Source organism: Paraburkholderia sp. CNPSo 3281, assembly GCF_024206515.1.
GTDB lineage: Bacteria > Pseudomonadota > Gammaproteobacteria > Burkholderiales > Burkholderiaceae > Paraburkholderia > Paraburkholderia nodosa.
In genome coordinates, this window is the sequence record NZ_JAMBPS010000003.1 from 294,719 (window position 1) to 318,908 (window position 24,190).

A 24,190-nucleotide genomic window follows, 5' to 3' on the forward strand; every position below is an offset into this window, starting at 1 on the left:
CGCCATGACCAACGCCGGTCTGCATCGCCCTCACCGGTCGCGCGCGATGCCGCAGCGCAGCGCGAATCTCGGTCCTGGCGCTTACTTTTTTCACAATACGAGATACAATGCATTTTCCGCCTCACGTGTCAAACGAATCTGAACTCATGAGCGACACCCATCCAGATCCGAAGACCTCGATTCAGGTGATCGAGCGCATGATGCGCCTGCTGGACGCGCTGGCCGCGCACAGCGACCCTGTCAGCCTGAAGGAGCTTGCGCAGCGCACCGAACTGCATCCTTCGACTGCACACCGCATCCTGAACGATATGGTGAGTTGCCGTCTCGTCGACCGCTCCGATCCGGGCACCTACCGGCTTGGCATGCGATTGCTCGAACTCGGCAATCTCGTGAAGGCGCGGCTTTCGGTGCGTGACGCGGCGCTCACGCCGATGCGCGAACTGCACCGTCTCACGGGCCAGACCGTCAACCTTTCCGTGCGCCAGGGCGACGAAATCGTCTATATCGAACGCGCCTATTCGGAGCGCTCGGGCATGCAGGTGGTGCGCGCCATTGGCGGCCGGGCCCCGCTGCACCTCACTTCGGTCGGCAAGCTCTTTCTGGCCGCCGACGAAGCGAACCGCGTGCGCGCGTACGCCACGCGCACCGGCCTGTCGGGCCATACGCGCAACAGCATTACCGACCTCGGACGCCTCGAGCGCGAACTCGCTCACGTACGCCAGCAATTCTGCGCACGTGATAACGAAGAGCTCGAACTGGGCGTGCGCTGCATCGCCGCCGGCATCTACGACGACACCGGCAAACTCGTGGCGGGCCTTTCGCTCTCGGCGCCCGCGGACCGCCTGCAGGATTCGTGGCTCGGCCAGTTGAGCAAGACGGCGCTCACGATTTCGGAGTCGCTGGGCTATCACCCGGAGCCCGCTGAAGGCAACGTGCAGCCCGCCTGAAGTCAGGGCGAAGCAACATCGAGAAGAGCGGAGGCGTGCCCTCCGCTTTTTTTTGGGCTCGCCGCGTGCCTCATACCGATCGTCATAGGACGAACGGCACGCACCAGAAAGCAAAACGCCCCGCGGTTGCGGGGCGTTTGTCGGGTGAATCCGAAAAGGCTGAGATCAGGTCCCAGCGCCGCCTGCGTCGGCGCTCGTAATGCGCGGCTGCTGGTCGGCGCCGCCATTGTCGAGCCACGTGCGCACGCGCGTTGCATCCGCGAAGCGCGAGTACTTGCCGCTCGAATCGAGCAGGACCATGATCACCGGACGATTGTGAATCGTCGTCTGCATGACGAGGCACTCACCCGCTTCGTTGATGAAGCCCGTCTTCTGCAGGCCGATGTCCCACGACGCATTGCGGACCAACGCATTCGTGCTGTTGTAGGCGAGATTGCGCTTGCCCGTGAACACGTCGTAGCTGCGGTCGGTCGAGAACTCGCGAATCATCGAGTACTGGTAGGCCGCGTTCACCATCTTCACGAGGTCACGCGCGGTCGACACGTTGTGGCTCGTGAGCCCCGTCGAGTTCTCGAAGTGCGTATCGGTCATGCCGAGTTGCTTCGCCTTCGCGTTCATCGCCGCGATGAACGCCGGACGGCCGCCCGGGTAATAGCGCGAGAGCGCCGCCGCCGCGCGGTTTTCCGACGCCATCAACGCGATGTGCAGCATGTCCTCGCGCGAGAGCACCGAGCCCACCGAAAGACGCGAGCCCGTGTTCTTCTCGTAGTCGCGGTCTTCGTCCGTGACTTCGATCGGCTCCGAGAGCGACGCCTTCGAGTCGAGCACGACCATCGCGGTCATGAGCTTCGAGATCGAGGCGATCGGCACGACGGCGCGCGAGTTCTTGTCGAACAGCGGCTCGAGCGTGTTCTGGTCGACCACGTACGCCACGCCCGAGCGCAGCATCAGCGAGTCGGGCGTCTCGTGCAGACCGAACGCCTGACCAACGGTCGGCTGGCGCGGTTCGAACGCGACACGGCGCACCGCCGAGTGATGGCGGCCGTTCATCGTATAACTGACGCGGCGTTTTTTGGCCACCGGACGCGCATCGTCGTCCTTGGCGGCGACGGTACGGGTTGCGGCCGCCGTCTTGCTGGCCTTGGCCGTTTCCGGCTCGGCCTTCGCAACCTTCTTGGTGGCTTTTTTCGCCTTGGCCGTTTTGGCCGGTGCAGCGTCTTGCGACGCAGCAAAGGCGCCCTCAGGCGCCACGAGCGTCGCACTGATCGCGACGGAAACAGCAACCGACAACACGGTGCTGATAACCGACGACGGCATCAGTGAGAACGACAGGAGCTTGTCGGATTTCATTGGTGTTCTTGATGGAGCGGCGGGATCGTTCGCCAAGTGTAGTAAAACCACGAAAAATTCGCAAATTGAAGCACTTATAGGCGCTCATTAAACCGAAGTATGACCTCCGATTGAGCTGGCCAATGCACTTCCCGCATTCGATGGAGTCAGACAATTGCCAAGCCACTCCTTTCGCCGCGACGCCGCTTGCTGATAACGTTTGCGGCACACGCAAGATGCGCTTGCTGCGTTAACGGCGTTCGTCGCAGGAACTTGAACTGGGAAAAAACGGGTGAGATTTGTCTGACTACCAGTGCCGCCGTACCGCGCGACGCGCGTTCGACCGCAATGGATCATTAACGTTCCATGTACGAATTCGGTGGACGCACCCAGGTGAAATCCCATAGACGCGTTCATGCGATCCATGCCGCATCTTGCCAGAAGCCGCGTTTGCGCGCTTGCCCCACCCTGCGCGCCGCCTCCTTCAACTCGCCGCGAGCCCCGCGCAATGGGGCAATGGCGTGTTGTCGCGGTTGCGCCATGCGCCGGGCATAAGTGATTGTTTAATAATAAATTATCGACATTGTGCGACGCACCAAAAGGCCTTGACTTTCTTCTGGAGCATCCTAAAATCGAATCAATGTTGCGACGCACAAAGCGAACGACAGAGCACCAGCGCCGTGCCACTTACTTCAGGCGACCCACGAAGGCCGCCGACATCCAGGAGCGTAAACATGAGTCTGCTGACCCCTGAGCAATTCGCCGCTGCCCAGAAAGCCAACCTCGAAACCCTGTTCGGCCTCACCGGCAAGGCATTCGAAGGCGTGGAAAAGCTCGTCGAATTGAACCTTCAGGCCGTCCGCTCGAATCTGGCGGAATCGCAGGAACACGCCCAGCGCGCACTGTCGGTGAAGGACGCGCAGGAATTGCTGGCCCTGCAAACGAGCTATGCCCAGCCGCTGACCGAAAAGCTGCTGTCGTATGGCCGTCATGTGTATGAAATCGCCTCGGCCACCCAGGCTGAGTTCGCAAAGGTCGCCGAAGCCCATTACGAAGAGCAGAACCGCAAGGTTCAATCGCTCGTCGACAACGTCGCGAAGAATGCGCCGGCCGGCTCGGAAACCGCAGTCGCCGTGATCAAGTCGGCCATCAACGCCGCGAACACGACCTACGAAACGGTCCACAAGGCGACGAAGCAAGCCGTGGAGATGGCGGAAAGCAACTTCAACGCCGCCACCGCTGCTGCGAGCAAGGCCGCCGCTCAGGCGTCGCGCTCGGCCGCCGCTTCGGCCAAGAAGCCTGTCTGAAAGTTGTATTGAACCGGTGCGTGCGCTGAAGCAGCGGCGCACCGGGCGCCGAACCTGAACGCTCCGGCATGCCGCCCGGCATGTCGCTTGCCCGGTCGCCGACCGGGAATCTTTTTACGCTCCGGCGCCTCTCGCAGTACATACCGCAGGATCCAAAAGCAAACGGCGCACCCCTCAAGGCGTGCGCCGTTTCTTCATGCGCGCCGAAACGAGCGGCGCGCCACGAACTTACTTCTTCTGCGGCGGCAGGTCGGTACACACGCCTTCGTACAGCTCGGCGGCCATGCCGATCGACTCGCCCAGCGTCGGGTGCGGGTGAATCGTCTTGCCGATGTCGGCCGCATCCGCGCCCATTTCCACCGCGAGGCAGACTTCGCTGATGAGGTCGCCCGCGTTCAGGCCGACGATGCCGCCGCCGATCACGCGATGCGTCTCTTCGTCGAAGATCAGCTTCGTGAAACCCTCGTCGCGGCCGTTGGCGATCGCGCGGCCCGAAGCGGCCCACGGGAACACCGCCTTGCCGTACTTGATGCCCTCGGCCTTGCACTGGTCTTCGGTCTTGCCGGCCCACGCCACTTCCGGATCGGTGTAGGCCACCGAAGGAATCTGCAGCGCGTCGAAGTACGCCTTCTCGCCGTGCGCCGCTTCCGCCGCCACGTGGCCTTCATGCACCGCCTTGTGTGCGAGCATCGGCTGGCCGACCACGTCGCCGATCGCGAAGATGTGCGGCACGTTGGTGCGCATCTGCTTGTCGACTTCGATGAAGCCGCGATCCGTCACCGCCACGCCAGCCTTGTCCGCACCGATCGTCTTGCCGTTGGGCGAGCGGCCCACGGCGACCAGCACGAGGTCGTAGCGCTGTGCTTCCGCCGGCGCCTTTTCGCCCTCGAACGAGACGTAGATGCCGTCGTCCTTCGCCTCGGCCTTCGTGGTCCTGGTCTTGAGCATGACGTTCGCGAAGCGCTTCGCGTTGTACTTCTCCCAGACCTTCACGAGGTCGCGGTCCGCGCCGGCCATCAGGCCGTCGAGCATTTCCACGACGTCGATCTGCGCGCCGAGCGTCGCGTAGACGGTGGCCATTTCCAGACCGATGATGCCGCCGCCGATCACGAGCATCTTCTGCGGAATCTGGCGCAGTTCCAGCGCGCCGGTCGAATCGACCACGCGCGGATCTTCCGGCATGAACGGCAGCTTCACGGCCTGCGAGCCCGAAGCGATGATCGCCTGCTTGAACTTGACGATCTTCTTGCCGTTCTCGCCCGCCACTTCCATATGGTTCGGATCGAGGAACGTGCCGACGCCCGTCACGACTTCGACCTTGCGCGCCTTCGCCATGCCGGCCAGGCCGCCCGTGAGCTTCTTGACGACGCCCGACTTGAAGTCGCGCAACTTGTCGAGATCGATCTGCGGCTTGCCGAACGTGATGCCGTGCGAGCCGAGCGCTTCAGCTTCGTCGATTACGAGCGCCGTGTGCAGCAACGCCTTCGACGGAATGCAGCCCACATTCAGGCACACGCCGCCGAGCGTCGAATAACGCTCGACCAGCACGGTCTTCATACCGAGGTCGGCGGAGCGGAACGCCGCCGAGTAGCCGCCGGGGCCTGCGCCGAGCACGAGCATGTCGCATTCGACGTCGGCGCTGCCGCTGAAGCTGCCGGCTTGCGGCGCCGGTGCTGTGGCCTTCGGTGCTTCGGCGGCCTTGGGCGCTTCCGCAGCTTTGGGCGCTTCAGCCTTCGGAGCCGGCGCGGCCGCCGCTTCCGACGCTTCGACCAGTGCGATCACCGTGCCCTGCGAAGCCTTGTCGCCAGCCTTGATCTTCACTTCCTTGACGGTGCCCGCGACGTCGCTGGGCACTTCCATCGTGGCCTTGTCCGACTCGAGCGAGAGCAGCGTCTGCTCCTTCTCGATCACATCACCGGCCTTGATGTTGACTTCGATGACGTCGATGTCCTTGAAGTCGCCGATATCCGGCACTTTCACTTCGACGAGACTCATGGTGTCCCCTACCCCTAAAGGATGACCGGCCGCGCCTGCCGCGGCGCGCACGCCAATAGCGTGCGGCGCGGCGGCGCGAGCCGGTCAGATCGGTTTTACAGAATCACGCGGCGGAAATCGCCGAGGATCGAAGCGAGGTACGCGTTGAAGCGCGCGGCAGCCGCACCGTCGATCACGCGGTGATCGTACGAGAGCGACAGCGGCAGCGTGAGGCGCGGCACGAACTGCTTGCCGTCCCACACCGGCTTCATTGCGCTCTTCGACAGGCCGAGGATCGCCACTTCCGGTGCGTTGATGATCGGCGTGAAATGCGTGCCGCCGATGCCGCCGAGCGAAGAGATCGAGAAGCAGCCGCCTTGCATCTGGTCCGGCTTGAGCTTGCCTTCGCGCGCGAGCTTCGAGAGCTCGGCCATTTCCTTCGCGATGTCGACGAGACCCTTCTTGTCCGCGTCGCGGATCACCGGAACGACGAGGCCGTTCGGCGTGTCGGCCGCAAAACCGATGTGGTAGTACTGCTTGAAGACGAGGTTGTCGCCGTCGAGGCTCGCGTTGAACGTCGGGAACTTCTTCAGTGCCGCGACGCAGGCCTTGATGACGAACGCGAGCATCGTGAACTTCACGCCCGCCTTCTCGTTTTCCTTGTTCAGCTGCACGCGCAGCGCTTCGAGGTCGGTGATGTCCGCTTCGTCGTTATTCGTGACGTGCGGGATCATGACCCAGTTGCGGTGCAGGTTCGCGCCGGAAATCTTCTTGATGCGCGAAAGCGGCTGCGTGTCGATCGGACCGAACTTCGTGAAATCGACCTTCGGCCAGGGCAGCAGGTTCAGACCCGCGCCGCCGGCGGCCGGTGCGGCGGCAGCGCCAGCCGGAGCGGCCAGCGCGCCCGTCATCACGCCCTTCACGAACGCGGTGACGTCGTCCTGGGTGATGCGGCCCTTCGGACCCGTACCCGCAACGCGGGCAACGTCCACGCCGAGTTCGCGCGCGAACTTGCGCACGGACGGCGAGGCGTGGCTCGGACGGCGCGTGCCGCCTTCGCCTGCCGGAATGATCGGCGCTTGCGCGAGTGCGGACGGCGCGGCGGCAGCGGGCCTGGCGGGTGCTTGCTGGGGCGCATCCGCCGGCTCTTCGACGTGCTTCGCAGCCGGTGCGGCGGTGGGAGCCGCGGCGCCTTCCGCTTCGACGACGACGATCTCGGTGCCTTCCGACACGTTATCGCCGACCTTGACCTTGATTTCCTTCACGACGCCGGCCACCGGGCTCGGCACGTCCATGGTCGCCTTGTCCGATTCCAGCGTGACGAGCGACTGCTCCTTCTCGACGCGGTCGCCGACCTTCACGCCGATCTCGATGACCGGCACGTCCTTGTAGTCGCCGATGTCGGGGACCTTGACCGACTGCGCGCCGCCGCTCGCGGCGGGCGCTGCAGCGGGCGCCGGCGCAGCCGCTTGCGCGGGCGCGGCGGCAGGAGCGGCCTTCTCTGCCTTCGCAGCGGGCGCGGGAGCGGCGCCTGCGCCGGCGCCGTCGAGCACCAGCACGAGCGAGCCTTCCGACACGTTATCGCCGACCTTGACCTTCACTTCCTTGACCGTGCCCGACGCCGGGCTCGGCACGTCCATGGTCGCCTTGTCCGACTCGAGCGTGACGAGGGACTGCTCTTTTTCGACGGTATCGCCCGCCTTCACCAGCACCTCGATCACAGGAATGTCCTTGTAATCGCCGATGTCCGGCACCTTGACTTCGATCGCTTGACTCATTGTTAGTGTCTCCGGGGCCGCATACGACGCGCCTCCCCGCTTCGGGGAGGCGCGCATGCCATGCACAGGGGTGATGGGTTAGACGGTCATCGGGTTGGGTTTGGACGAATCGAGGTTGTACTTGGCGATCGCCTCGCCAACCACCTTGCGCTCGATCTTGCCTTCGTCCGCGAGCGCATTGAGCGCCGCAACCGTGGTCCAGTAACGATCGACTTCGAAGAAGTGACGCAGCTTCTCACGCGTGTCCGAACGGCCGAAGCCGTCGGTGCCGAGCACCACGAACTTGCGCGGCACCAGACCGCGGATCTGGTCGACCAGCGCTCGCACGTAGTCGGTCGAAGCGATGATCGGACCTTGCGTGTCCTTCAGCAGCTTCTCGACGTGCGATTCGCGGCGCGGCTCGCTCGGGTGCAGCAGGTTCCAGCGCTCGACTTCGTGACCTTCGCGCGCGAGTTCGGTGAAGCTCGGCACGCTCCAGAGGTCGGCTTCGACGCCCCAGTCGTTCTTCAGCAGGTCGGCGGCGGCGATCACTTCGTTGAAGATCGTGCCCGCGCCCATGAGCTGAACGCGCGGCGCCTTGGCGTTCGCATCGGCCTTCTTGAACGAGTACATGCCCTTGATGATGTCGGCCGCCACGCTCTCGCCCTGCGGAATCGCCGGGTGCTCGTAGTTCTCGTTCATCACCGTGACGTAATAGAACACGTCTTCCTGGTCCTGCACCATGCGGCGCAGACCGTCTTGCATGATGACCGCGAGTTCATAGCCGAACGTCGGGTCGTAGCTCACGCAGTTCGGCACCGAAGCCGCCCACAGGAGCGAGTGGCCGTCTTCGTGCTGCAGACCTTCGCCGTTGAGCGTCGTGCGGCCCGCCGTGCCGCCCAGCAGGAAGCCGCGCGAACGCATGTCGCCCGCGGCCCAGGCCAGGTCGCCGATACGCTGGAAGCCGAACATCGAGTAGAAGATGTAGAACGGGATCATGATCTCGCCGTGCGTCGAGTACGACGTCGCAGCTGCGATCCAGTCCGACATGCCGCCGGCTTCGTTGATGCCTTCCTGCAGGATCTGACCGGTTTCCGATTCCTTGTAGAACATCAGCTGGTCGGAATCTTCCGGCACGTACTTCTGGCCTTGCTGATTCCAGATACCGATCTGGCGGAACAGGCCTTCCATACCGAAGGTACGCGACTCGTCCGGCACGATCGGCACGACGCGCTTGCCGAGCGCCTTGTCCTTCAACAGGATGTTCAGGATCCGCACGAACGCCATCGTCGTGGAGATCTCGCGGCCTTCGCCCGTGCCCTTGAGCAGCGGCTCGAATGCGTCGAGCGCCGGCACCGGCAGCGACTCGGCCTTCTGGCGGCGAGCCGGGAGGTAACCGCCGAGGTCCATGCGCTTCTGGCGCATGTACTCGAGTTCCTTCGAGCCTTCCTCGAACGTGAGGTACGGCACGTCGACGATCTGCTCGTCCGTAATCGGCAAGCGGAACTGGTCGCGGAACTTCTTGAGCTGATCCACCTGCATCTTCTTCTGCTGGTGGGTGATGTTCATGGCCTGGCCGGCTTCGCCCATGCCATAGCCCTTGATCGTCTTCGCGAGGATGACGGTCGGCTGGCCCTTCGAGTTCGAAGCCTCGTGGAACGCCGCGTAGATCTTGTGCGGGTCGTGGCCGCCGCGGTTCAGGTTCCAGATGTCGTCGTCGGACCAGTCGGCGACCAGCGCCTTCAGTTCAGGCGTGTTGAAGAAGTGCTCGCGCACGAACGCGCCCGACTCCGACTTGTACGTCTGGTACTCGCCGTCGACCACTTCCATCATGCGGCGCATTAGCGCGCCCGACTTGTCGCGTGCGAAGAGTGCGTCCCAGCGGCTGCCCCAGATGACCTTGACGACGTTCCAGCCGGCGCCGCGGAACTCGCTTTCGAGTTCCTGGATGATCTTGCCGTTACCGCGCACCGGACCGTCGAGGCGCTGCAGGTTGCAGTTGATGACGAACACGAGGTTGTCCAGACGCTCGCGCCCGGCCATGCCAATCGCGCCGAGCGATTCCGGCTCGTCCGTTTCGCCGTCGCCGAGGAAGGCCCAGACCTTGCGGCCGTCGGTCTTGGCAATGCCGCGCGCCTGCAGGTACTTCATGAAGCGCGCCTGGTAGATCGCCATGATCGGGCCGAGACCCATCGAGACGGTCGGGAACTGCCAGAAGTCCGGCATCAGCCACGGGTGGGGGTACGACGAGATGCCCTCGCCGCCCACTTCCTGGCGGAAGTTGTCGAGCTGCTTTTCGGTCAGGCGGCCGAGCAGGAACGCGCGCGAGTAGACGCCCGGCGACGAGTGGCCCTGCACGAAAACGAGGTCGCCGCCATGGTCGGCCGACGGGGCGCGCCAGAAGTGGTTGTAGCCGACGTCATACAGCGTGGCCGCCGACGCGAACGAAGCGATATGGCCGCCCACGTTCGTATGCTTGCCCGCGCGCAGCACCATGGCCATGGCGTTCCAGCGCGTGTACGAGCGGATGCGGTGTTCGATGTCCTGGTCGCCCGGGTTCCTCGCCTGGTTGGCGACGGGGATCGTGTTGATGTACGGCGTGTTCGCCGAGAACGGCAGATGCTCGCCGTGCACGCGGGCGAATTCGATCTGCTTTTCGATCAGGTAGTGGGCGCGATCAGGACCGACAGTCGAAATGACGCCGTCCAGCGCTTCGAGCCATTCGGCGGTTTCCTGGGGATCCTCGTCCTTGTCGGCGGCAACGTACTTGAGGACTTCGTCGGGTACAGCGGACATGCTCGTCTCCTGGATTTAGGGGAACGCTGTTGATCGGACCATGCGGGCGGCGACGCTTAAGACGTGACCGGGCCAACCGCAGCAGCTTCGGGGCGATTGTAATGACCCCCCCGACCATCGCGCAACAAAATTTTCGAATTGCGAGATGCGATTTTATAATGCGAAAAATTGCTGCAGCGCACGCTTAATCGTTCGCGCCCTTGAGCCGATAACGGCCAGTTTGCACCCGTTTATCGGCGATTTACGGCTTTTTTCGCGGCATTTCCGTGTCTTACGCTGAGCTACAATCCTTGCCATGTTGACCGAACGGCTTTTCGCACGCTCGGCGCGGCCGCCCGGAACGCCCGGCGAGTCGTCGCCATCTCGCTGGCACCACGGACCCTGGTGGTCGAATTCCTATTTGCTGACGCCGCTCCTGTCGATCCTCGTGTTCCTGATCGTCATGAGCCTGATCTTGTGGAGCCTGAACCGCCGCGAGCAACAACAGCAGGAAGACACGCTCTACCGCAACGTCGCATGGGCCCAGCAGCAGATCCGGCTTTCCATGACAGGCGCGCAGGAACAGCTGCAGGCGCTCGCTCGCGACCTCGCCGCAGGCCACAGCGATCCGCAGTTTTTCCAGACGTCCACCACGGACATCATGCAGGGCCATCCGGAGATCCTCTATCTGAACTGGTACACGAGCCAGGAGGAGCCGCGCTGGCCCAACACGGCGATGCCGGTCTTCGGCCAGCGCCTCGCGAAGCCCAACGACGCGCAAATGGACGAGGCCGTGAAGGCCGCTTTCGCCGAGGCGCGCGCCACGCGCCGCCAGGTGTATTCGCCGCTTATTTACGACGACGTCGGTAACGGCTACATCACGCTGCAAACGCCGGTATACCGCGATCGGGAATTTCTTGGTTCGATCGCGGCCGTGTTCTCGGTCGAAGGCATCCTGAAGCACGACATCCCGCCCGAGCTGTCGGCCAAGTACAAGATTTCGATTCTCGACGCGAACAACCGCGAGCTCGCCACCACCTCGACGCGTCCGCGCCTGCCGCGCGACGTCTATTACGACCTGCCGCTCGACCCGCCCGGCCAGGGCGTTTCGGTACGCGTGTACTCGTATCCGCAGATGACCAACTTCACGAACAACACGCTCGTGTGGCTGGTCGCGGGGCTGTCGTGCTTCGTGCTGTGGAGCCTCTGGAGCCTCTGGAAGCACACGCGCCAGCGCTTCGAGGCACAGCAGGCGCTCTACGCGGAGGCGTTCTTCCGCCGCGCGATGGAAAACTCGGTGCTGATCGGCATGCGCGTGCTCGACATGCACGGCCGCATCACGCACGTGAACCCGGCGTTCTGCCGCATGACCGGCTGGGACGAAAGCGACCTCGTGGGCAAGAACGCACCGTTCCCCTACTGGCCGCGCGACGCCTACCCCGAAATGCAGCGCCAGCTCGACATGACGCTGCGCGGCAAGGCGCCCTCCTCGGGGTTCGAACTGCGCGTGCGCCGCAAGGACGGCTCGCAGTTCCACGCGCGGCTCTATGTCTCGCCGCTGATCGACAGCTCGGGCCGCCAGACTGGCTGGATGTCGTCGATGACCGACATCACCGAGCCCAAGCGCGCACGCGAAGAACTCGCCGCCGCGCACGAGCGCTTCACCACCGTGCTCGAAAGCCTCGACGCCGCCGTCTCGGTGCTCGCCGCCGACGAAGCCGAACTGTTGTTTGCGAACCGCTACTACCGCCATCTCTTCGGCATCCGCCCGGACGGCCATCTGGAACTCGCGGGCGGCGGCGGCTTCGATTCGGCGAGCGCCTCCTCGGATTCGATCGACATGGTCGACGCCTTCGCCGGCCTGCCCGCCACCGCGCTCACCGAGAGCACGGCGGACGCGCAGGAGGTCTACGTCGAGAGCATCCAGAAGTGGTTCGAAGTGCGCCGCCAGTACATCCAGTGGGTGGACGGCCACCTCGCGCAGATGCAGATCGCGACCGACATCACCACGCGCAAGCAGGCGCAGGAACTGGCCCGCCAGCAGGACGAGAAGCTCCAGTTCACGAGCCGCCTGATGACGATGGGCGAAATGGCCTCGTCGCTTGCGCACGAGCTGAACCAGCCGCTCGCCGCGATCAACAACTATGCCTCGGGCACCGTCGCGCTCGTGAAGTCGGGCCGCGCCGCGCCCGACAACCTGCTGCCCGTGCTCGAGAAAACAGCCCAGCAGGCCGTGCGCGCGGGCATGATCATCAAGCGCATCCGCGAATTCGTGAAGCGCAGCGAGCCCAAGCGCCAGGCCACACGCGTGGCCGACATCGTCGCCGACGCGGTCGGCCTCGCCGAGATCGAGGCTCGCAAGCGCCGCATCCGCATCGTGACCGACATGCGCTCGCGCATGCCCGTGATCTATGTCGATCCGGTGCTGATCGAACAGGTGCTCGTCAATCTCTTGAAGAACGCCGCGGAAGCCATGGCCGAAGCGCGCCCGAATGCGATCGACCCGGTGATCCGCGTGATCGTGAAGCGTGAAGGCGGCAACGTATGCATCAGCGTGGTCGATCAGGGCCCCGGCGTCGACGAAGCCACGGCCGAGCGCCTCTTCGAGCCTTTTTACAGCACCAAATCGGACGGCATGGGCATGGGCCTGAACATCTGCCGCTCCATTATCGAATCGCACCGCGGGCGTCTCTGGGTGGTCAACAACGTCGAATCCGACGGCCACATCAGCGGCGCAACGTTCCATTGCAGTCTGCCTATCGGCGAATCGGACACCCTCTCGCGGAACGCCGACGAACCGACTCCACAAACCGTTACGGGAGAGTCATGAACAGCCCAGTCACCACCCAGGAAACCGTCTTTGTTGTCGATGACGACGAGGCAGTACGAGACTCCCTGCGTTGGCTCCTCGAAGCGAACGGCTACCGCGTCCAGTGTTTCAATAGCGCGGAGGAGTTCCTCGAGGCATACCAGCCGGCGCAACAGGCCGGCCAGATCGCGTGCATGATTCTGGACGTGCGCATGCAGGGCATGAGCGGCCTCGAACTGCAGGAACGCCTGATCGCGGAAAACGCCTCGCTGCCGATCATCTTCGTGACGGGCCACGGCGACGTGCCGATGGCCGTCTCGACCATGAAGAAGGGTGCGATGGATTTCATCGAGAAGCCCTTCGACGAAGCCGAACTGCGCAAGCTGGTGGAGCGCATGCTCGACAAGGCGCGCAACGAAAGCAGCAACGTGCAGCAACAGCGCGCGGCCGCCGAACGTCTCGGCAAGCTCACGGCGCGCGAGCACCAGGTGCTCGAGCGCATCATCGCGGGGCGCCTGAACAAGCAGATCGCCGACGACCTCGGGATCAGCATCAAGACGGTGGAGGCGCATCGCGCCAACATCATGGAGAAGCTCAACGTCAACACGGTCGCCGACCTGCTGCGTCTCGCGCTCTCCAACAAGCCGCAACAGGCGCAGCAGTAAGCGCGTCTTTCTCCGGCAGCATTCGCGCGCCACAGCGCGCGAATGCTGCCGGCGGCGTCTCGCCGCGACTCTCTTCCCTCGCCCATCGTCCGTTCTGGCCGGAGCATGCCCGCCGCGCGGGTATAATGTCGCCCTTCGAATGGCGCCCGCCCCACGCGCGCCAGCGCTCGCGCCCGCACGAGCGCACTCGAGCCCGCATTGCCCACTCTCGACCCCGACCGACCATGACTGCCACTATCATCGACGGCAACGCCCTCTCCAAGAAACTGCGCGCGCAAGTCGCCACGCGCGCCGCCGCCCTCACTGCCCGCGGCCATCAGCCGGGACTTGCCGTCGTGCTGGTCGGCGACAATCCGGCGAGCGAAGTCTACGTGCGCAACAAGATCAAGGCCTGCGAAGACAACGGCCTCTACTCGTCGTACGACCGCTATCGCGAGTCGCTTTCCGAAGCCGACCTGCTCAAGCGCATCGACGAGTTGAACCGCGACACGAAGATCAACGGCATTCTCGTGCAGTTGCCGCTGCCGAAGCACATCGACAGCCACAAGGTGATCGAGGCCATCGCGCCCGAGAAGGACGTGGACGGCTTTCACGTCGCCAACGCGGGCGCGCTCATGACGGGCCAGCCGCTCTTTCGCCCCTGCACGCCCTATGGCGTGATGAAGATGTTCGAGGAATACAGGATCCCGCTCGAAGGCGCGAACGCCGTGGTGATCGGCCGCTCGAACATCGTCGGCAAGCCGATGGCGCTCCTGCTGCTCGAAAAGGGTGCGACCGTCACGATCTGCCACAGCAAGACGCGCGACCTCGCGAAGCACACGCGCGACGCCGATATCGTGGTCGCCGCGGTGGGCAAGCGCAACGTCCTGACCGCCGACATGGTGAAGCCCGGCGCGACCGTGATCGACGTGGGCATGAACCGCGACGACAACGGCAAGCTCTGCGGCGACGTCGATTTTGCGGGCCTGAAGGACGTGGCCGGCTTCATCACGCCGGTGCCGGGGGGCGTCGGCCCGATGACCATCACGATGCTGCTCATGAACACGATCGAAGCGGCGGAGCGCGCGGCAGGCGCGTAAGCAACACGCGACGACGCGTCACAGCATGACGTTCCCGAAGCGGCCCATCACGGGCCGCTTTCTTTTTTGCGGCGCCGCCCGCTCGCACGGCGACAGCCGCGATTGCGCCACCGCCTCCCGACATCTGTTAATTTGCTCGGATAACCCGGTTGGAAAGCGCGCCTGGCGCCCCAATACTCTGGCTATCGGGCGCGCGTGCCGCGCCCCGGCCCCCTAACCCGCGACAGACAGGAACAGGAAGCATCATGGCTACTACCCCCTCCGACAATCCGCTCCTCGACTTCACCGGACTGCCGCGCTTTGGCGAAATCCGCCCCGAGCACGTGACGCCCGCGCTCGACGTCCTGCTCGCGAACGCGAAGGCCGCGGTCGACCGTGCCGCGCAACCCATGACGCCCGCGCAATGGAGCGACGTGGTCGAGCCGGTCGAGCGCGCCAGCGAGCCGCTTTCGCGCGCCTGGGGCGTGGTCGGCCACCTGAACGCCGTCGCCGACACGCCGGAACTGCGCGCCGCCCACGGCGAGAACCTGCCGCGCGTGACCGAATTCTGGTCGAGCGTCGGCCAGAATCTGGAGCTTTTCAAGAAGTACAAGGCCATCACGAATCACAACTCGTTCGAGCTGCTCTCGGGCGAGCGCAAGAAGATCCTCGACAATTCGCTGCGCGACTTCCGCCTCTCCGGGGCGGAATTGCCCGAAGACCAGAAGCCGCGCTTCGCCGAACTGCAGGAGCGCCAGGCCGCGCTCGCCAAAGCCTTCTCCGACCACGTGCTCGACGCGACCAACGGCTACGCATTCTACGCCACCAGTGAAGCCGATCTCGCGGGCCTGCCCGAGGACGTGATCGCCGCCGCACGCGAAGCCGCCGAGCGCGAGAACAAGGAAGGCTGGAAGTTCACGCTGCACTTCCCCTCGTACTTCCCGGTCCTGCAGTACTCGGAAAACCGCGCGATGCGCGAGACGATGTACCGTGCCTACGTCACGCGCGCGTCCGAACTTGGCCCCGTCTACGGCAGCGGCAAGGCCGAATGGGACAACACAGCGATCATCGAGGAGCAACTGAAGCTGCGCGCCGAAGAAGCGAAGATGCTCGGCTACAACAACTTCGCCGAAGTCTCGCTCACGCCGAAGATGGCGGAAACGCCGGCTCAGGTGATGAGCTTCCTCGAAGACCTCGCCACGCGCGCGCGCCCGCACGCCGAAAAGGACTGGGAAGAGCTGCGCGAATTCGCCGCGAGCGAACTGGGCCTCACGCAGATCGAGCCGTGGGACATGGCGTTCGCCGCCGAGCGTCTGCGCCAGAAGCGCTACTCGTTCTCGGAAAACGAAGTGAAGCAGTACTTCCCGGAAGACTTCGTGCTGCAGGGCCTGTTCAAGGTCACGGAAACGCTCTTTGGCGTGCGCATCCTCCCGGACAGCGCGCCGGTGTGGAATCCCGATGTGCGTTTCTTCCGCGTGGAAAACGCGGACGGCACGCTCGTCGCGCAGTTCTATCTCGACCTCTATGCACGTGAAGGCAAGCGCGGCGGCGCATGGATGGACGACGCCCGCTCGCGCCGCAAGCTCGAAGGCAATGACGTGCAAACGCCGGTCGCGTATCTCACGTGCAACTTCTCGGCCCCGGTGGGCGGCCGCCCTGCGTGCTTTACGCACGACGAAGTCATTACGCTCTTCCACGAGTTCGGCCACGGCCTGCACCACATGCTCACGCGTGTGGACGAACTGGGCGTGTCGGGCATCAACGGCGTGGAGTGGGATGCCGTCGAACTGCCCTCGCAGTTCATGGAAAACTTCTGCTGGGAATGGGACGTGGTGCGCGAAATGAGCTCGCATGTCGAGACGGCCAAGCCGCTGCCGCGCGAACTCTTCGACAAGATGCTCGCCGCGAAGAACTTCCAGAGCGGTCTTGGCACGCTGCGCCAGATCGTGTTCTCGATGTTCGACATGGCGCTGCACGTGGACTTCGACGCTTCGAAGGGCAAGAGCGCGAACGACCTGGCACGCGAGATCAACGAGCGCTACCACGTCATTCCACAGGCGCCGTTCTCGCGCTGGCCGAACACGTTCAGCCACATCTTCGCGGGCGGCTACGCGGCCGGCTACTACAGCTACAAGTGGGCCGAAGTGCTTTCCGCCGATGCCTATGCCGCCTTCGAGGAAGCCGCGCAAGCCGCGAAGTCGAGCGTGCTCGACGAAGCGACCGGCACGCGCTACCGCAAGGAAATTCTGGAAGTGGGCGGCAGCCGCCCGGCGATGGAGTCGTTCAAGGCCTTCCGCGGCCGCGAGCCGAACATCGACGCGCTGCTGCGCCACAACGGCATGGAGCAGCCGCCGGCACAGCAGTGAACACGTGACTCGCTCGTAAGCGATCCGAACTAAAACCGCGCATGGGTTGCGACCCATGCGCGGTTTTTTATTGCTCGCATGTTATCGATGCAGCCTGAAGTCGACGCTTTGCGGTCGTCCTTCGAGCGCAAGCGCCGCGCGTTGCGCGGGTTGCCGGCTCACCACCCTGCCCCGGCTCACGACCGCGAGCCGCGCCGCGCGCAGCCGGATCGCCTCGATGGGATCGCGTGCGTCGAGCACCACGAGGTTCGCCGCGCAACCGGGCGCCACGCCGTAGCCTTCGAGGCCGAGGATCGTCGCGGCATTCGCGGTCACTGCGTCGAAGCAGGCGCGCGAGGCCTCGGTGCCCGTCATTTGCGCCACATGCAGGCCCATGTGCGCGACTTCGAGCATGTCGCCCGAACCGAAGCTGTACCACGGGTCCATCACGCAGTCGTGGCCGAACGCGACGGTCACGCCTGCCGCCATCAACTCGGGCACGCGCGTCATGCCGCGGCGCTTCGGGTAGGTATCGGAGCGCCCTTGCAGCGTGATATTGATGAGCGGATTCGCAATCGCCGCGACACCCGACTCGCGCATGAGCGGTATCAGCTTGCTCACATAGTAGTTGTCCATCGAATGCATCGACGTGAGATGCGACCCGGCCACGCGCCCATGCATGCTCAGCCGATGCGTTTGCGCCGCGAGCGTTTCGATGTGGCGCGAGAGCGGGTCGTCGGATTCATCGCAATGCATGTCCACGCGCAGGCCCTTTTCGGCGGCGAACTCGCAGAGCAGACGCACCGATTCGGCGCCGTCAGCCATCGTGCGCTCGAAGTGGGGAATGCCGCCCACCACGTCCACGCCCATCGCGATCGCGCGCTTGAGATTGTCGAACGCACCGGGGCTGCGCAACACGCCATCCTGCGGAAACGCCACAAGCTGGAGATTGAGATACGGCGCGACACGGCGCTTCACCTCGAGCAGCGCCTCGACCGCGAGCAGCCGCGCGTCGCACACATCGACGTGAGAGCGAATCGCAAGGAGCCCGCGCGCGACGGCCCAGTCGCAGTACTGCAGCGCGCGTTCGACGAGCGCCTCCTGCGTGAGATGCGGTTTGAGCTCGCCCCACAGCGCGATGCCCTCCAGCAGCGTGCCCGACGCATTCACGCGCGGCAGGCCATACGAGAGCGTGGCGTCCATGTGGAAATGCGCATCGACGAACGGCGCGCTCACGAGCGCACCCGCGGCATCGATCTCCTCGCGCGCCGCCGTCGTGAGATGCGGCTCTACCGCGGTAACGCGCCCGCCCTCGATGCCGATATCCACCGTGGGATACCCAGCGGGATGCGCATGCGCGAGCACCGCGCGGCGAATGATCAGGTCCATCTGCGGCTCCTTGTTCTGGCGTGGCGGCGTGGCGCTTTCGTTTTGACTCGCGTCGATTCTATCGGCGCCAGAATGACGCCGCCAGCGGCGTGGCCCGCCTCCACGCGAAGGCGTCAGACGAGCGCGACCAGTCCGTCATCTTCCGCGGGATCGTCGTCGAAGAGCGCGAACTGCCCGCGCAGCGCCGGATTCTCCTCTTCGAGCCGCACGCCCACGCCGAGCAGCCGCACCGCCAGCTTGCGCCGCGCGAGCCCTTTTTCGAGCATCAGCAGGAGGGTACGCACATCGGTGGCATCGGCCACGCACTCGACCGTCGTACGCTGAAAGTCGGCGAAGCGGATCTTCACGAAGAGCTTGCGCACCGCGTGCGCGCAACCCGCGCGTTCGATGCGCGCGTCGAGCAGCACCGCAAGCCGCTTGAGCTCCTCGCTGCACGCTTCGAGCGTGAGCAGATCGTTCACATAGGTCGTCTCGACGCTCACCGACTTGCGCTCCTGATCGGCGCGCACGGGCCGGTCGTCCATACCGCGCGCGAGTTCGTAGAGCCGCTTGCCGAACACGCCGAAATGCCGGTGCAGATCGAACAGCGACCACGTGCGCAGTTGCGCGCAGGTGGTGAGCCCGAGGTTTTCGAGCTTCGCCGCCGTGACTTTGCCGACGCCGTGGATCTTGCGCACGGGCAGCGCAGCGACGAAGGCATCGACTTCAGGCGGACGCACGACGAAGAGGCCATCGGGCTTGTTCCAGTCCGAGGCGATCTTGGCGATGAACTTGTTCGGCGCCACGCCGGCCGATACCGTCACGCCCACGGTTTCGCGCACGCGCGCGCGAATTTCCTCGGCGATCAGCGTGGCGCTGCCCTTGCAGCGCGGGGCGCGCGTGACGTCGAGATAGGCTTCGTCGAGCGAGATCGGTTCGACGTCGGCGGTGTAGTCGCGGTAGATCGCCATGATCTCGCGCGAGGCGGTGCGGTACTTCTCCATCGCCGTGGGCAGGATCAGCAGTTCGGGACACTTGCGCATCGCGAGCGCCGACGACATCGCCGAATGAATGCCGAAGCGCCGCGCCTCGTAGTTGCAGGTGGCGATCACGCCACGCTGGTCGGGCCGGCCGCCCACCGCGAGCGGACGGCCGCGCAATGAGGGGTCGTCGCGCATTTCGACAGACGCATAGAAGCAGTCGCAGTCGCAATGGATGATCTTGCGAGCGGCGGCGGCAAGTGCGGCGGCGGAGCGCCCCGGGTCGGGCGCAGGCGGCGGCAAGTGCGGCGGCGGAGCGCCCCGGGTCGGGCGCAGGCGGCGGCGCGAGGTCGGAAGAAGGCGCGTTCACAGTCTCGATACTGTACAAAAACACAGTGCTATTTTCAAGACAACTGTCCGCGCCCTTTATCGGCTCCCGTACCGCTTCGGATCGGCCAGACCGTCTCTGGACTGCTGGCTGCGCAGGCCTATACTCGTGCGGACTGAACAGGCCACGAGAGTAAGGAACGAATCGATGAAAACGATCGGCGTGATTGGGGGGATGAGCTGGGAATCGTCGGCCGAGTATTACCGGCTGCTGAACCGCCACGCGAAGGCGCGTCTGGGCGGCCATCACAACGCGCGCAGCCTGATGGTGACCGTGGACTTCGCGCAGGTCGAAGCGCTCCAGCGCGCGGGCGACTGGGACGCGCTAGGCGTGCAGATGGCCGAGGCCGCGCAACAGCTCGAACGCGGGGGCGCCGATATCGTGCTGCTCGCGACGAACACGATGCACCGCGTGCGCGCGGCGATCGAGGCAACGATCTCGATCCCCTTCCTGCATATCGCGGACCCGACTGGCCAGGCGCTGCGCGCCGCGGACTTCACGCGAGCGGGCCTGCTCGGCACGCGCTACACGATGGAGCAGGACTTTTACGTGGGACGATTGCGCGAGGCGCATGGCATCGAAGCGATCGTGCCGAACGAACACGATCGCGCGGACGTGCATCGGATCATCTACGACGAGCTATGTCACGGCAACGTGGATGGAGAGTCGCGGCGCGTGTATCAGCGCGTGATCGAAGACCTCGCGGCACGCGGCGCGCAGGCGGTCATTCTCGGCTGCACGGAAATCACGCTGCTAATCGGACAAACCGACTCGGCACTGCCCGTGTTCGACACCACCGCGTTGCACGCGCAGGCTGCGGTGGATTGGGCGATTGGAAGCGAAGCCGGCGCCTAGCGATGGCGCTCGTTGCAGTTTCGAAGCGCAGAAAACAAAAAACCCGCTGATAGCGGGTTGATTGATTGGCACGAGGCCTTGCTGCTTAATACGTTTGGTTGCGGGGGTAGGATTTGAACCTACGACCTTCGGGTTATGAGCCCGACGAGCTGCCAGACTGCTCCACCCCGCGTCCGTCAGAGAAAAGAATTATAGGGTGCCGGGATCACTCCGTCAAGGGTCTTTTTCACACGATCGAAACATCGCGCGCTCGGACACCGTCGGGCAGGCAATCGCGACACGAGAATTATTTCGGACACCCTGGCAAATTTCACCACGCCTGCGTGGGTTCCACCAGCGCCCGCACTTCTTCCGCCCAGGCAAGCCACATCTCTTGCGTATGGATGCCCGCCTTGAGGATCGCGTACTGCAACTGCTGCCCGCGCGTGAGCGATGCCGCGCCGAAATCGCGCTGCTCGATCTCCCGATAGGTCGCGAGCCGCGCGCGATTTTCTTCGATGAGCCGCGTGAGTTCCTCGGCGAGGCCGAGCGGCCCGATCACCGCATCGGCCCGTAGCTTGAGCAGAAACACGTTGCGCGAGTCGAGGTCGAGCGCGGTCTCGCGCACCCAGCGCGCCACTTCAACTCGCCCCACAGGCAACACGCAATACACCTTCTTGCGCGACGCGGCGGCCGTCTCGTCCTCGATGACCGACACCCACCCCGCCTCGACCATGCGGCCCAGTTCGCGATAGATCTGCTGATGGGTGGCGTGCCAGAAGTAGCCGATCGCGCGATCGAAGCGGCGCGCGAGGTCGTAGCCCGACGAAGGCTTTTCCAGCAAGGCGATGAGGATGGCATGCGGCGTCGACATGCGGCGATTCTAAACCACGCCCCACCCGATGCCCGATCTGTTGCGGATCGAATTTTTCCACTATGCAACTGGTTGCATAGTTTAGACGGGTTTGCTATGTTTGAGCCTGCCAGCCGGCGCGCACGCCGGCGCATCGAACCACGCGAGGGTAGCCGCACCCGGCGGCTGCCCCAGTCAAGGAGATATGGATGTCCCTGCCCGCCGTGCTGCGCCGCGGCCTGTCGATTCCGGTCGTCGGCTCGCCCCTTTTCATCATTTCGAATCCCGATCTCGTGATCGCCCAGTGCAAGGCGGGTGTCGTCGGCTCGTTCCCCGCGCTCAATGCGCGCCCTGAACACGTGCTCGGTGAATGGCTCGACCGCATCACCACCGAACTCGCCGAGTACAACGCGAAGCACCCGGACGCCCCGGCGGCGCCCTTCGCCGTCAACCAGATCGTGCACAAGTCGAACGACCGCCTCGAGCACGACCTTGGCGTGTGCGCCCAATACAAGGTGCCGATCGTCATCACGTCGCTCGGCGCGCGCGAAGAAGTCAACCACGCGATCCACGCATGGGGCGGCATCGTGCTGCACGACGTCATCAACAACACCTTCGCGAAGAAGGCCATCGAGAAAGGCGCGGACGGCCTGATCGCCGTGGCTGCCGGCGCGGGCGGCCACGCGGGCACGCTCTCGCCGTTCGCCCTCATCCACGAAATTCGCGAATGGTTCGACGGCCCCCTGCTGCTGTCGGGCGCGATCGGCAATGGCAACGCGATTCTCGCGGCGCAGGCGGCCGGCGCCGATCTCGCCTATATCGGCTCGGCGTTCATCGCCACGCATGAAGCGAATGCCATCGACGCGTACAAGCAAATGATCGTCGAGGGCGGCGCGGGCGATATCGTGTACTCGAATCTCTTCACGGGCGTGCACGGCAACTATCTGCGCCAGAGCATCGTGGCGAGCGGTCTCGATCCGGAGGCGCTGCCGCAGTCGGATCCGTCGGCGATGAATTTCGGCTCGACGCGCGTGAAGCCGTGGAAGGACATCTGGGGCTCGGGCCAGGGCATTGGCGCGGTGAAGAGCATCGTGCCGGCAGCTGAACTCATCGCGCGTTTGAAGCGCGAATACGAGGCGGCGCGCGTGCGTCTGGGCGTGGTCGCCGCGCCGCAAGCCGAGGAACAAACGGCGGAACAAGCCGCGCTTTGATGCGCGGCGCGAGGCGGGAGCGATCATGCCGCGTCCGCCTCGCCTCGTGATGAACCGCCGTGTTTTATGCGCGCGACTTCACGCGCGCGATTTCCTCTTCGACATCGCGCAACTGATCCTTGCCGAAGTACATTTCCTCGCCGACGAAGAATGTCGGCGAACCGAACGCGCCGCGCTCGAACGCCGACTGCGTGTTCGCAAGCAGCGCGGCTTTCACATCGGCGTCCTGAATCGCCGTTTCGAACGCCGAGGCGTCGAGGCCGTCCGCCTCGAGCGCCGCGCGGATCACGGCGGGGTCGTCCATCTTGAGGCCCTCTTCCCACATGTGCGCGAACATGCGGTCCACGTAGCGCTCGAACGTGCCGAAGCGCCGCGCCGCAATTGCGCCGCGCATGATCTGCAACGTGTTCACGGGGAAGTGCGGATTGTGCCGATAGGCCGTCAGCCCATGCCGCTCGATGAAGCGCCGCATCTCCAGCATCATGAACTTGCGCTTGTTCTCGATGTCCGCGAACGCCTCGGCCGGCGAGCGATTGCCGCTCAACTTGAAAAGGCCGCCAAGCAGGATCGGCACATACTCGAAACGCACCTGCTGGCGCGCTTCGATGCCACCGATCACCTTGTGGCACAGGTAAGCGTTAGGACTACCGAAGTCGAACAGAAACTGCACCTTGATGTCAGCCATCGTGTCTCCCTTATGTGAATACGCGCGCCTTTGCCCGGGCGCGCCGACGTCCTAAGATACCTGAAACCGGGCCGCTGTAATCGACAGTGAGACAAGCACCATGACGCAAAAGAAAGCCGTACTGGTAATCGGCGCAGGCGACGCCACCGGAGGCGCCATCGCGCGCCGCTTCGCACGCGAGGGCTACATTGCATGCGTGACGCGCCGCAATGCCGACAAACTCGCGCCGCTCGTCGCGCAGATCGAAGCCGAGGGCGGCGAAGCGCACGCCTTCGGCTCGGACGCGCGCAAGGAAGAGGACGTGATCGCGCTGTTCGCGGACATCGAGACGCGCATCGCGCCCATCGAGGTGGCGATCTTCAATATCGGCGCTAATGTGCGCTTCGGCATTACCGAAACCACGGCGCGCGTCTATCACAAGGTCTGGGAAATGGCCTGCTTCGCCGGGTTCCTGATGGGCCGCGAAGCCGCCAAAGTCATGCTACCGCGCGAGCGCGGTTCGATCTTCTTCACGGGCGCGACCGCGAGCCTGCGCGGGCGCGAGGGCTTCGCGGCGTTCGCGGGGGCGAAACACGCGCTGCGCGCCCTCGCCCAGTCGATGGCGCGCGAACTCGGGCCGCAGGGCATTCATGTCGGGCAGATCATTGTCGATGGCGCGATCGACACCGAGTTCATCCGCGAGAATTTTCCCGAGCGCTACAAGCTCAAGGAACGCGACGGCATCCTGAACCCCGAGCACATCGCCGACGCCTACTGGACACTGCACCAGCAGCCGCGCGATGCCTGGACGCACGAACTCGATCTGCGGCCGTGGCTGGAACCATGGTGAGGGAACTGTTGCCCGCTTTGCGAAGCAGGCGATAATGGCGCCGAAGTGCACCGAATGCACACCGTCACCCTATCGA

General features: G+C 64.5%; 17 protein-coding genes and 1 tRNA gene. 9 read left to right on the forward strand and 9 right to left on the reverse strand.

The genetic code is table 11. From position 1 onward, the window contains the following. Positions 1-146 precede the first annotated feature (146 nt). A complete protein-coding gene (locus tag M3I56_RS05325) occupies positions 147-947 on the forward strand; it encodes an IclR family transcriptional regulator (protein WP_028204180.1) in 801 nt (266 codons plus the stop codon). Between the two features lie 165 nt (positions 948-1,112). Here the strand turns inward: M3I56_RS05325 and pbpG are convergent, their stop codons facing one another. After that, positions 1,113-2,297 carry a D-alanyl-D-alanine endopeptidase gene (pbpG, locus tag M3I56_RS05330; protein ID WP_254352860.1) on the reverse strand — a complete coding sequence of 395 codons (1,185 nt, stop codon included), beginning with the start codon at positions 2,295-2,297 and terminating at the stop codon, positions 1,113-1,115. A gap of 713 nt (positions 2,298-3,010) precedes the next feature. Here pbpG and M3I56_RS05335 point away from each other — a divergent pair. Continuing rightward, positions 3,011-3,583, forward strand: coding sequence for a phasin family protein (locus tag M3I56_RS05335; protein WP_254352861.1), 573 nt, complete (start codon positions 3,011-3,013; stop codon positions 3,581-3,583). A 228-nt stretch (positions 3,584-3,811) separates the two neighbouring features. Here the strand turns inward: M3I56_RS05335 and lpdA are convergent, their stop codons facing one another. The 3 genes from lpdA to aceE all read right to left on the reverse strand — a co-directional run bounded on the left by lpdA (position 3,812) and on the right by aceE (position 10,110). Continuing rightward, positions 3,812-5,578, reverse strand: a complete 1,767-nt coding sequence (lpdA, locus tag M3I56_RS05340; RefSeq protein WP_254352862.1) for a dihydrolipoyl dehydrogenase — start codon at positions 5,576-5,578, stop codon at positions 3,812-3,814. A gap of 95 nt (positions 5,579-5,673) precedes the next feature. Then, on the reverse strand, positions 5,674-7,335 hold the full coding sequence (aceF, locus tag M3I56_RS05345) for a dihydrolipoyllysine-residue acetyltransferase (RefSeq protein ID WP_254352863.1): 1,662 nt from the start codon (positions 7,333-7,335) through the stop codon (positions 5,674-5,676). Positions 7,336-7,413: 78 nt separating this feature from the next. Further along, positions 7,414-10,110, reverse strand: coding sequence for a pyruvate dehydrogenase (acetyl-transferring), homodimeric type (gene aceE, locus M3I56_RS05350; RefSeq protein WP_254352864.1), 2,697 nt, complete (start codon positions 10,108-10,110; stop codon positions 7,414-7,416). A 295-nt stretch (positions 10,111-10,405) separates the two neighbouring features. On the opposite strand from aceE, the gene fixL reads away from it, so the two are divergent. From fixL to M3I56_RS05370, 4 genes are all read left to right on the forward strand, one after another. Further along, positions 10,406-12,919, forward strand: coding sequence for an oxygen sensor histidine kinase FixL (gene fixL, locus M3I56_RS05355; protein ID WP_254352865.1), 2,514 nt, complete (start codon positions 10,406-10,408; stop codon positions 12,917-12,919). Further along, positions 12,916-13,563 (forward strand): oxygen response regulator transcription factor FixJ, encoded by a 648-nt coding sequence (fixJ, locus tag M3I56_RS05360; protein ID WP_254315147.1) that lies wholly within the window; start codon positions 12,916-12,918, stop codon positions 13,561-13,563. The genes fixL and fixJ overlap by 4 nt, the downstream gene beginning before the upstream one ends. Positions 13,564-13,787: 224 nt before the next feature. Further along, positions 13,788-14,642, forward strand: a complete 855-nt coding sequence (folD, locus tag M3I56_RS05365; RefSeq protein ID WP_254352866.1) for a bifunctional methylenetetrahydrofolate dehydrogenase/methenyltetrahydrofolate cyclohydrolase FolD — start codon at positions 13,788-13,790, stop codon at positions 14,640-14,642. Between the two features lie 245 nt (positions 14,643-14,887). Then, complete coding sequence (locus M3I56_RS05370; RefSeq protein ID WP_254352867.1) at positions 14,888-16,987, forward strand: M3 family metallopeptidase; 2,100 nt, start codon at positions 14,888-14,890, stop codon at positions 16,985-16,987. Between the two features lie 81 nt (positions 16,988-17,068). On the opposite strand, the gene M3I56_RS05375 is transcribed toward M3I56_RS05370, so the two are convergent. Continuing rightward, on the reverse strand, positions 17,069-18,355 hold the full coding sequence (locus M3I56_RS05375) for an amidohydrolase family protein (RefSeq protein ID WP_254352868.1): 1,287 nt from the start codon (positions 18,353-18,355) through the stop codon (positions 17,069-17,071). Positions 18,356-18,468: 113 nt separating this feature from the next. Continuing rightward, a complete protein-coding gene (gene dinB / locus M3I56_RS05380) occupies positions 18,469-19,512 on the reverse strand; it encodes a DNA polymerase IV (protein ID WP_375541680.1) in 1,044 nt (347 codons plus the stop codon). A 337-nt stretch (positions 19,513-19,849) separates the two neighbouring features. Between dinB and M3I56_RS05385 the strand changes: the two genes are divergently transcribed. Further along, entirely contained in the window at positions 19,850-20,557 is a 708-nt protein-coding gene (locus tag M3I56_RS05385) for an aspartate/glutamate racemase family protein (protein WP_254352870.1), read from the forward strand. Positions 20,558-20,652: 95 nt separating this feature from the next. Here the strand turns inward: M3I56_RS05385 and M3I56_RS05390 are convergent. Beyond that, positions 20,653-20,729: transfer RNA gene (locus tag M3I56_RS05390), tRNA-Met, on the reverse strand. Positions 20,730-20,867: 138 nt separating this feature from the next. Continuing rightward, the gene (locus tag M3I56_RS05395) at positions 20,868-21,410 is read right to left on the reverse strand and encodes a PadR family transcriptional regulator (protein ID WP_254352871.1); all 543 of its coding nucleotides are present in this window, start codon (positions 21,408-21,410) and stop codon (positions 20,868-20,870) included. Positions 21,411-21,598: 188 nt separating this feature from the next. On the opposite strand from M3I56_RS05395, the gene M3I56_RS05400 reads away from it, so the two are divergent. Continuing rightward, positions 21,599-22,600 carry a nitronate monooxygenase family protein gene (locus tag M3I56_RS05400; protein WP_254352872.1) on the forward strand — a complete coding sequence of 334 codons (1,002 nt, stop codon included), beginning with the start codon at positions 21,599-21,601 and terminating at the stop codon, positions 22,598-22,600. A gap of 64 nt (positions 22,601-22,664) precedes the next feature. On the opposite strand, the gene M3I56_RS05405 is transcribed toward M3I56_RS05400, so the two are convergent. Beyond that, positions 22,665-23,285: a 2-hydroxychromene-2-carboxylate isomerase gene (locus tag M3I56_RS05405; RefSeq protein WP_254352873.1), complete on the reverse strand. Its 621-nt coding sequence runs from the start codon at positions 23,283-23,285 to the stop codon at positions 22,665-22,667. Positions 23,286-23,385: 100 nt separating this feature from the next. Here M3I56_RS05405 and M3I56_RS05410 point away from each other — a divergent pair, with 100 nt between their 5' ends. Further along, positions 23,386-24,114 (forward strand): SDR family oxidoreductase, encoded by a 729-nt coding sequence (locus M3I56_RS05410; protein WP_254352874.1) that lies wholly within the window; start codon positions 23,386-23,388, stop codon positions 24,112-24,114. Positions 24,115-24,190: the final 76 nt, after the last annotated feature.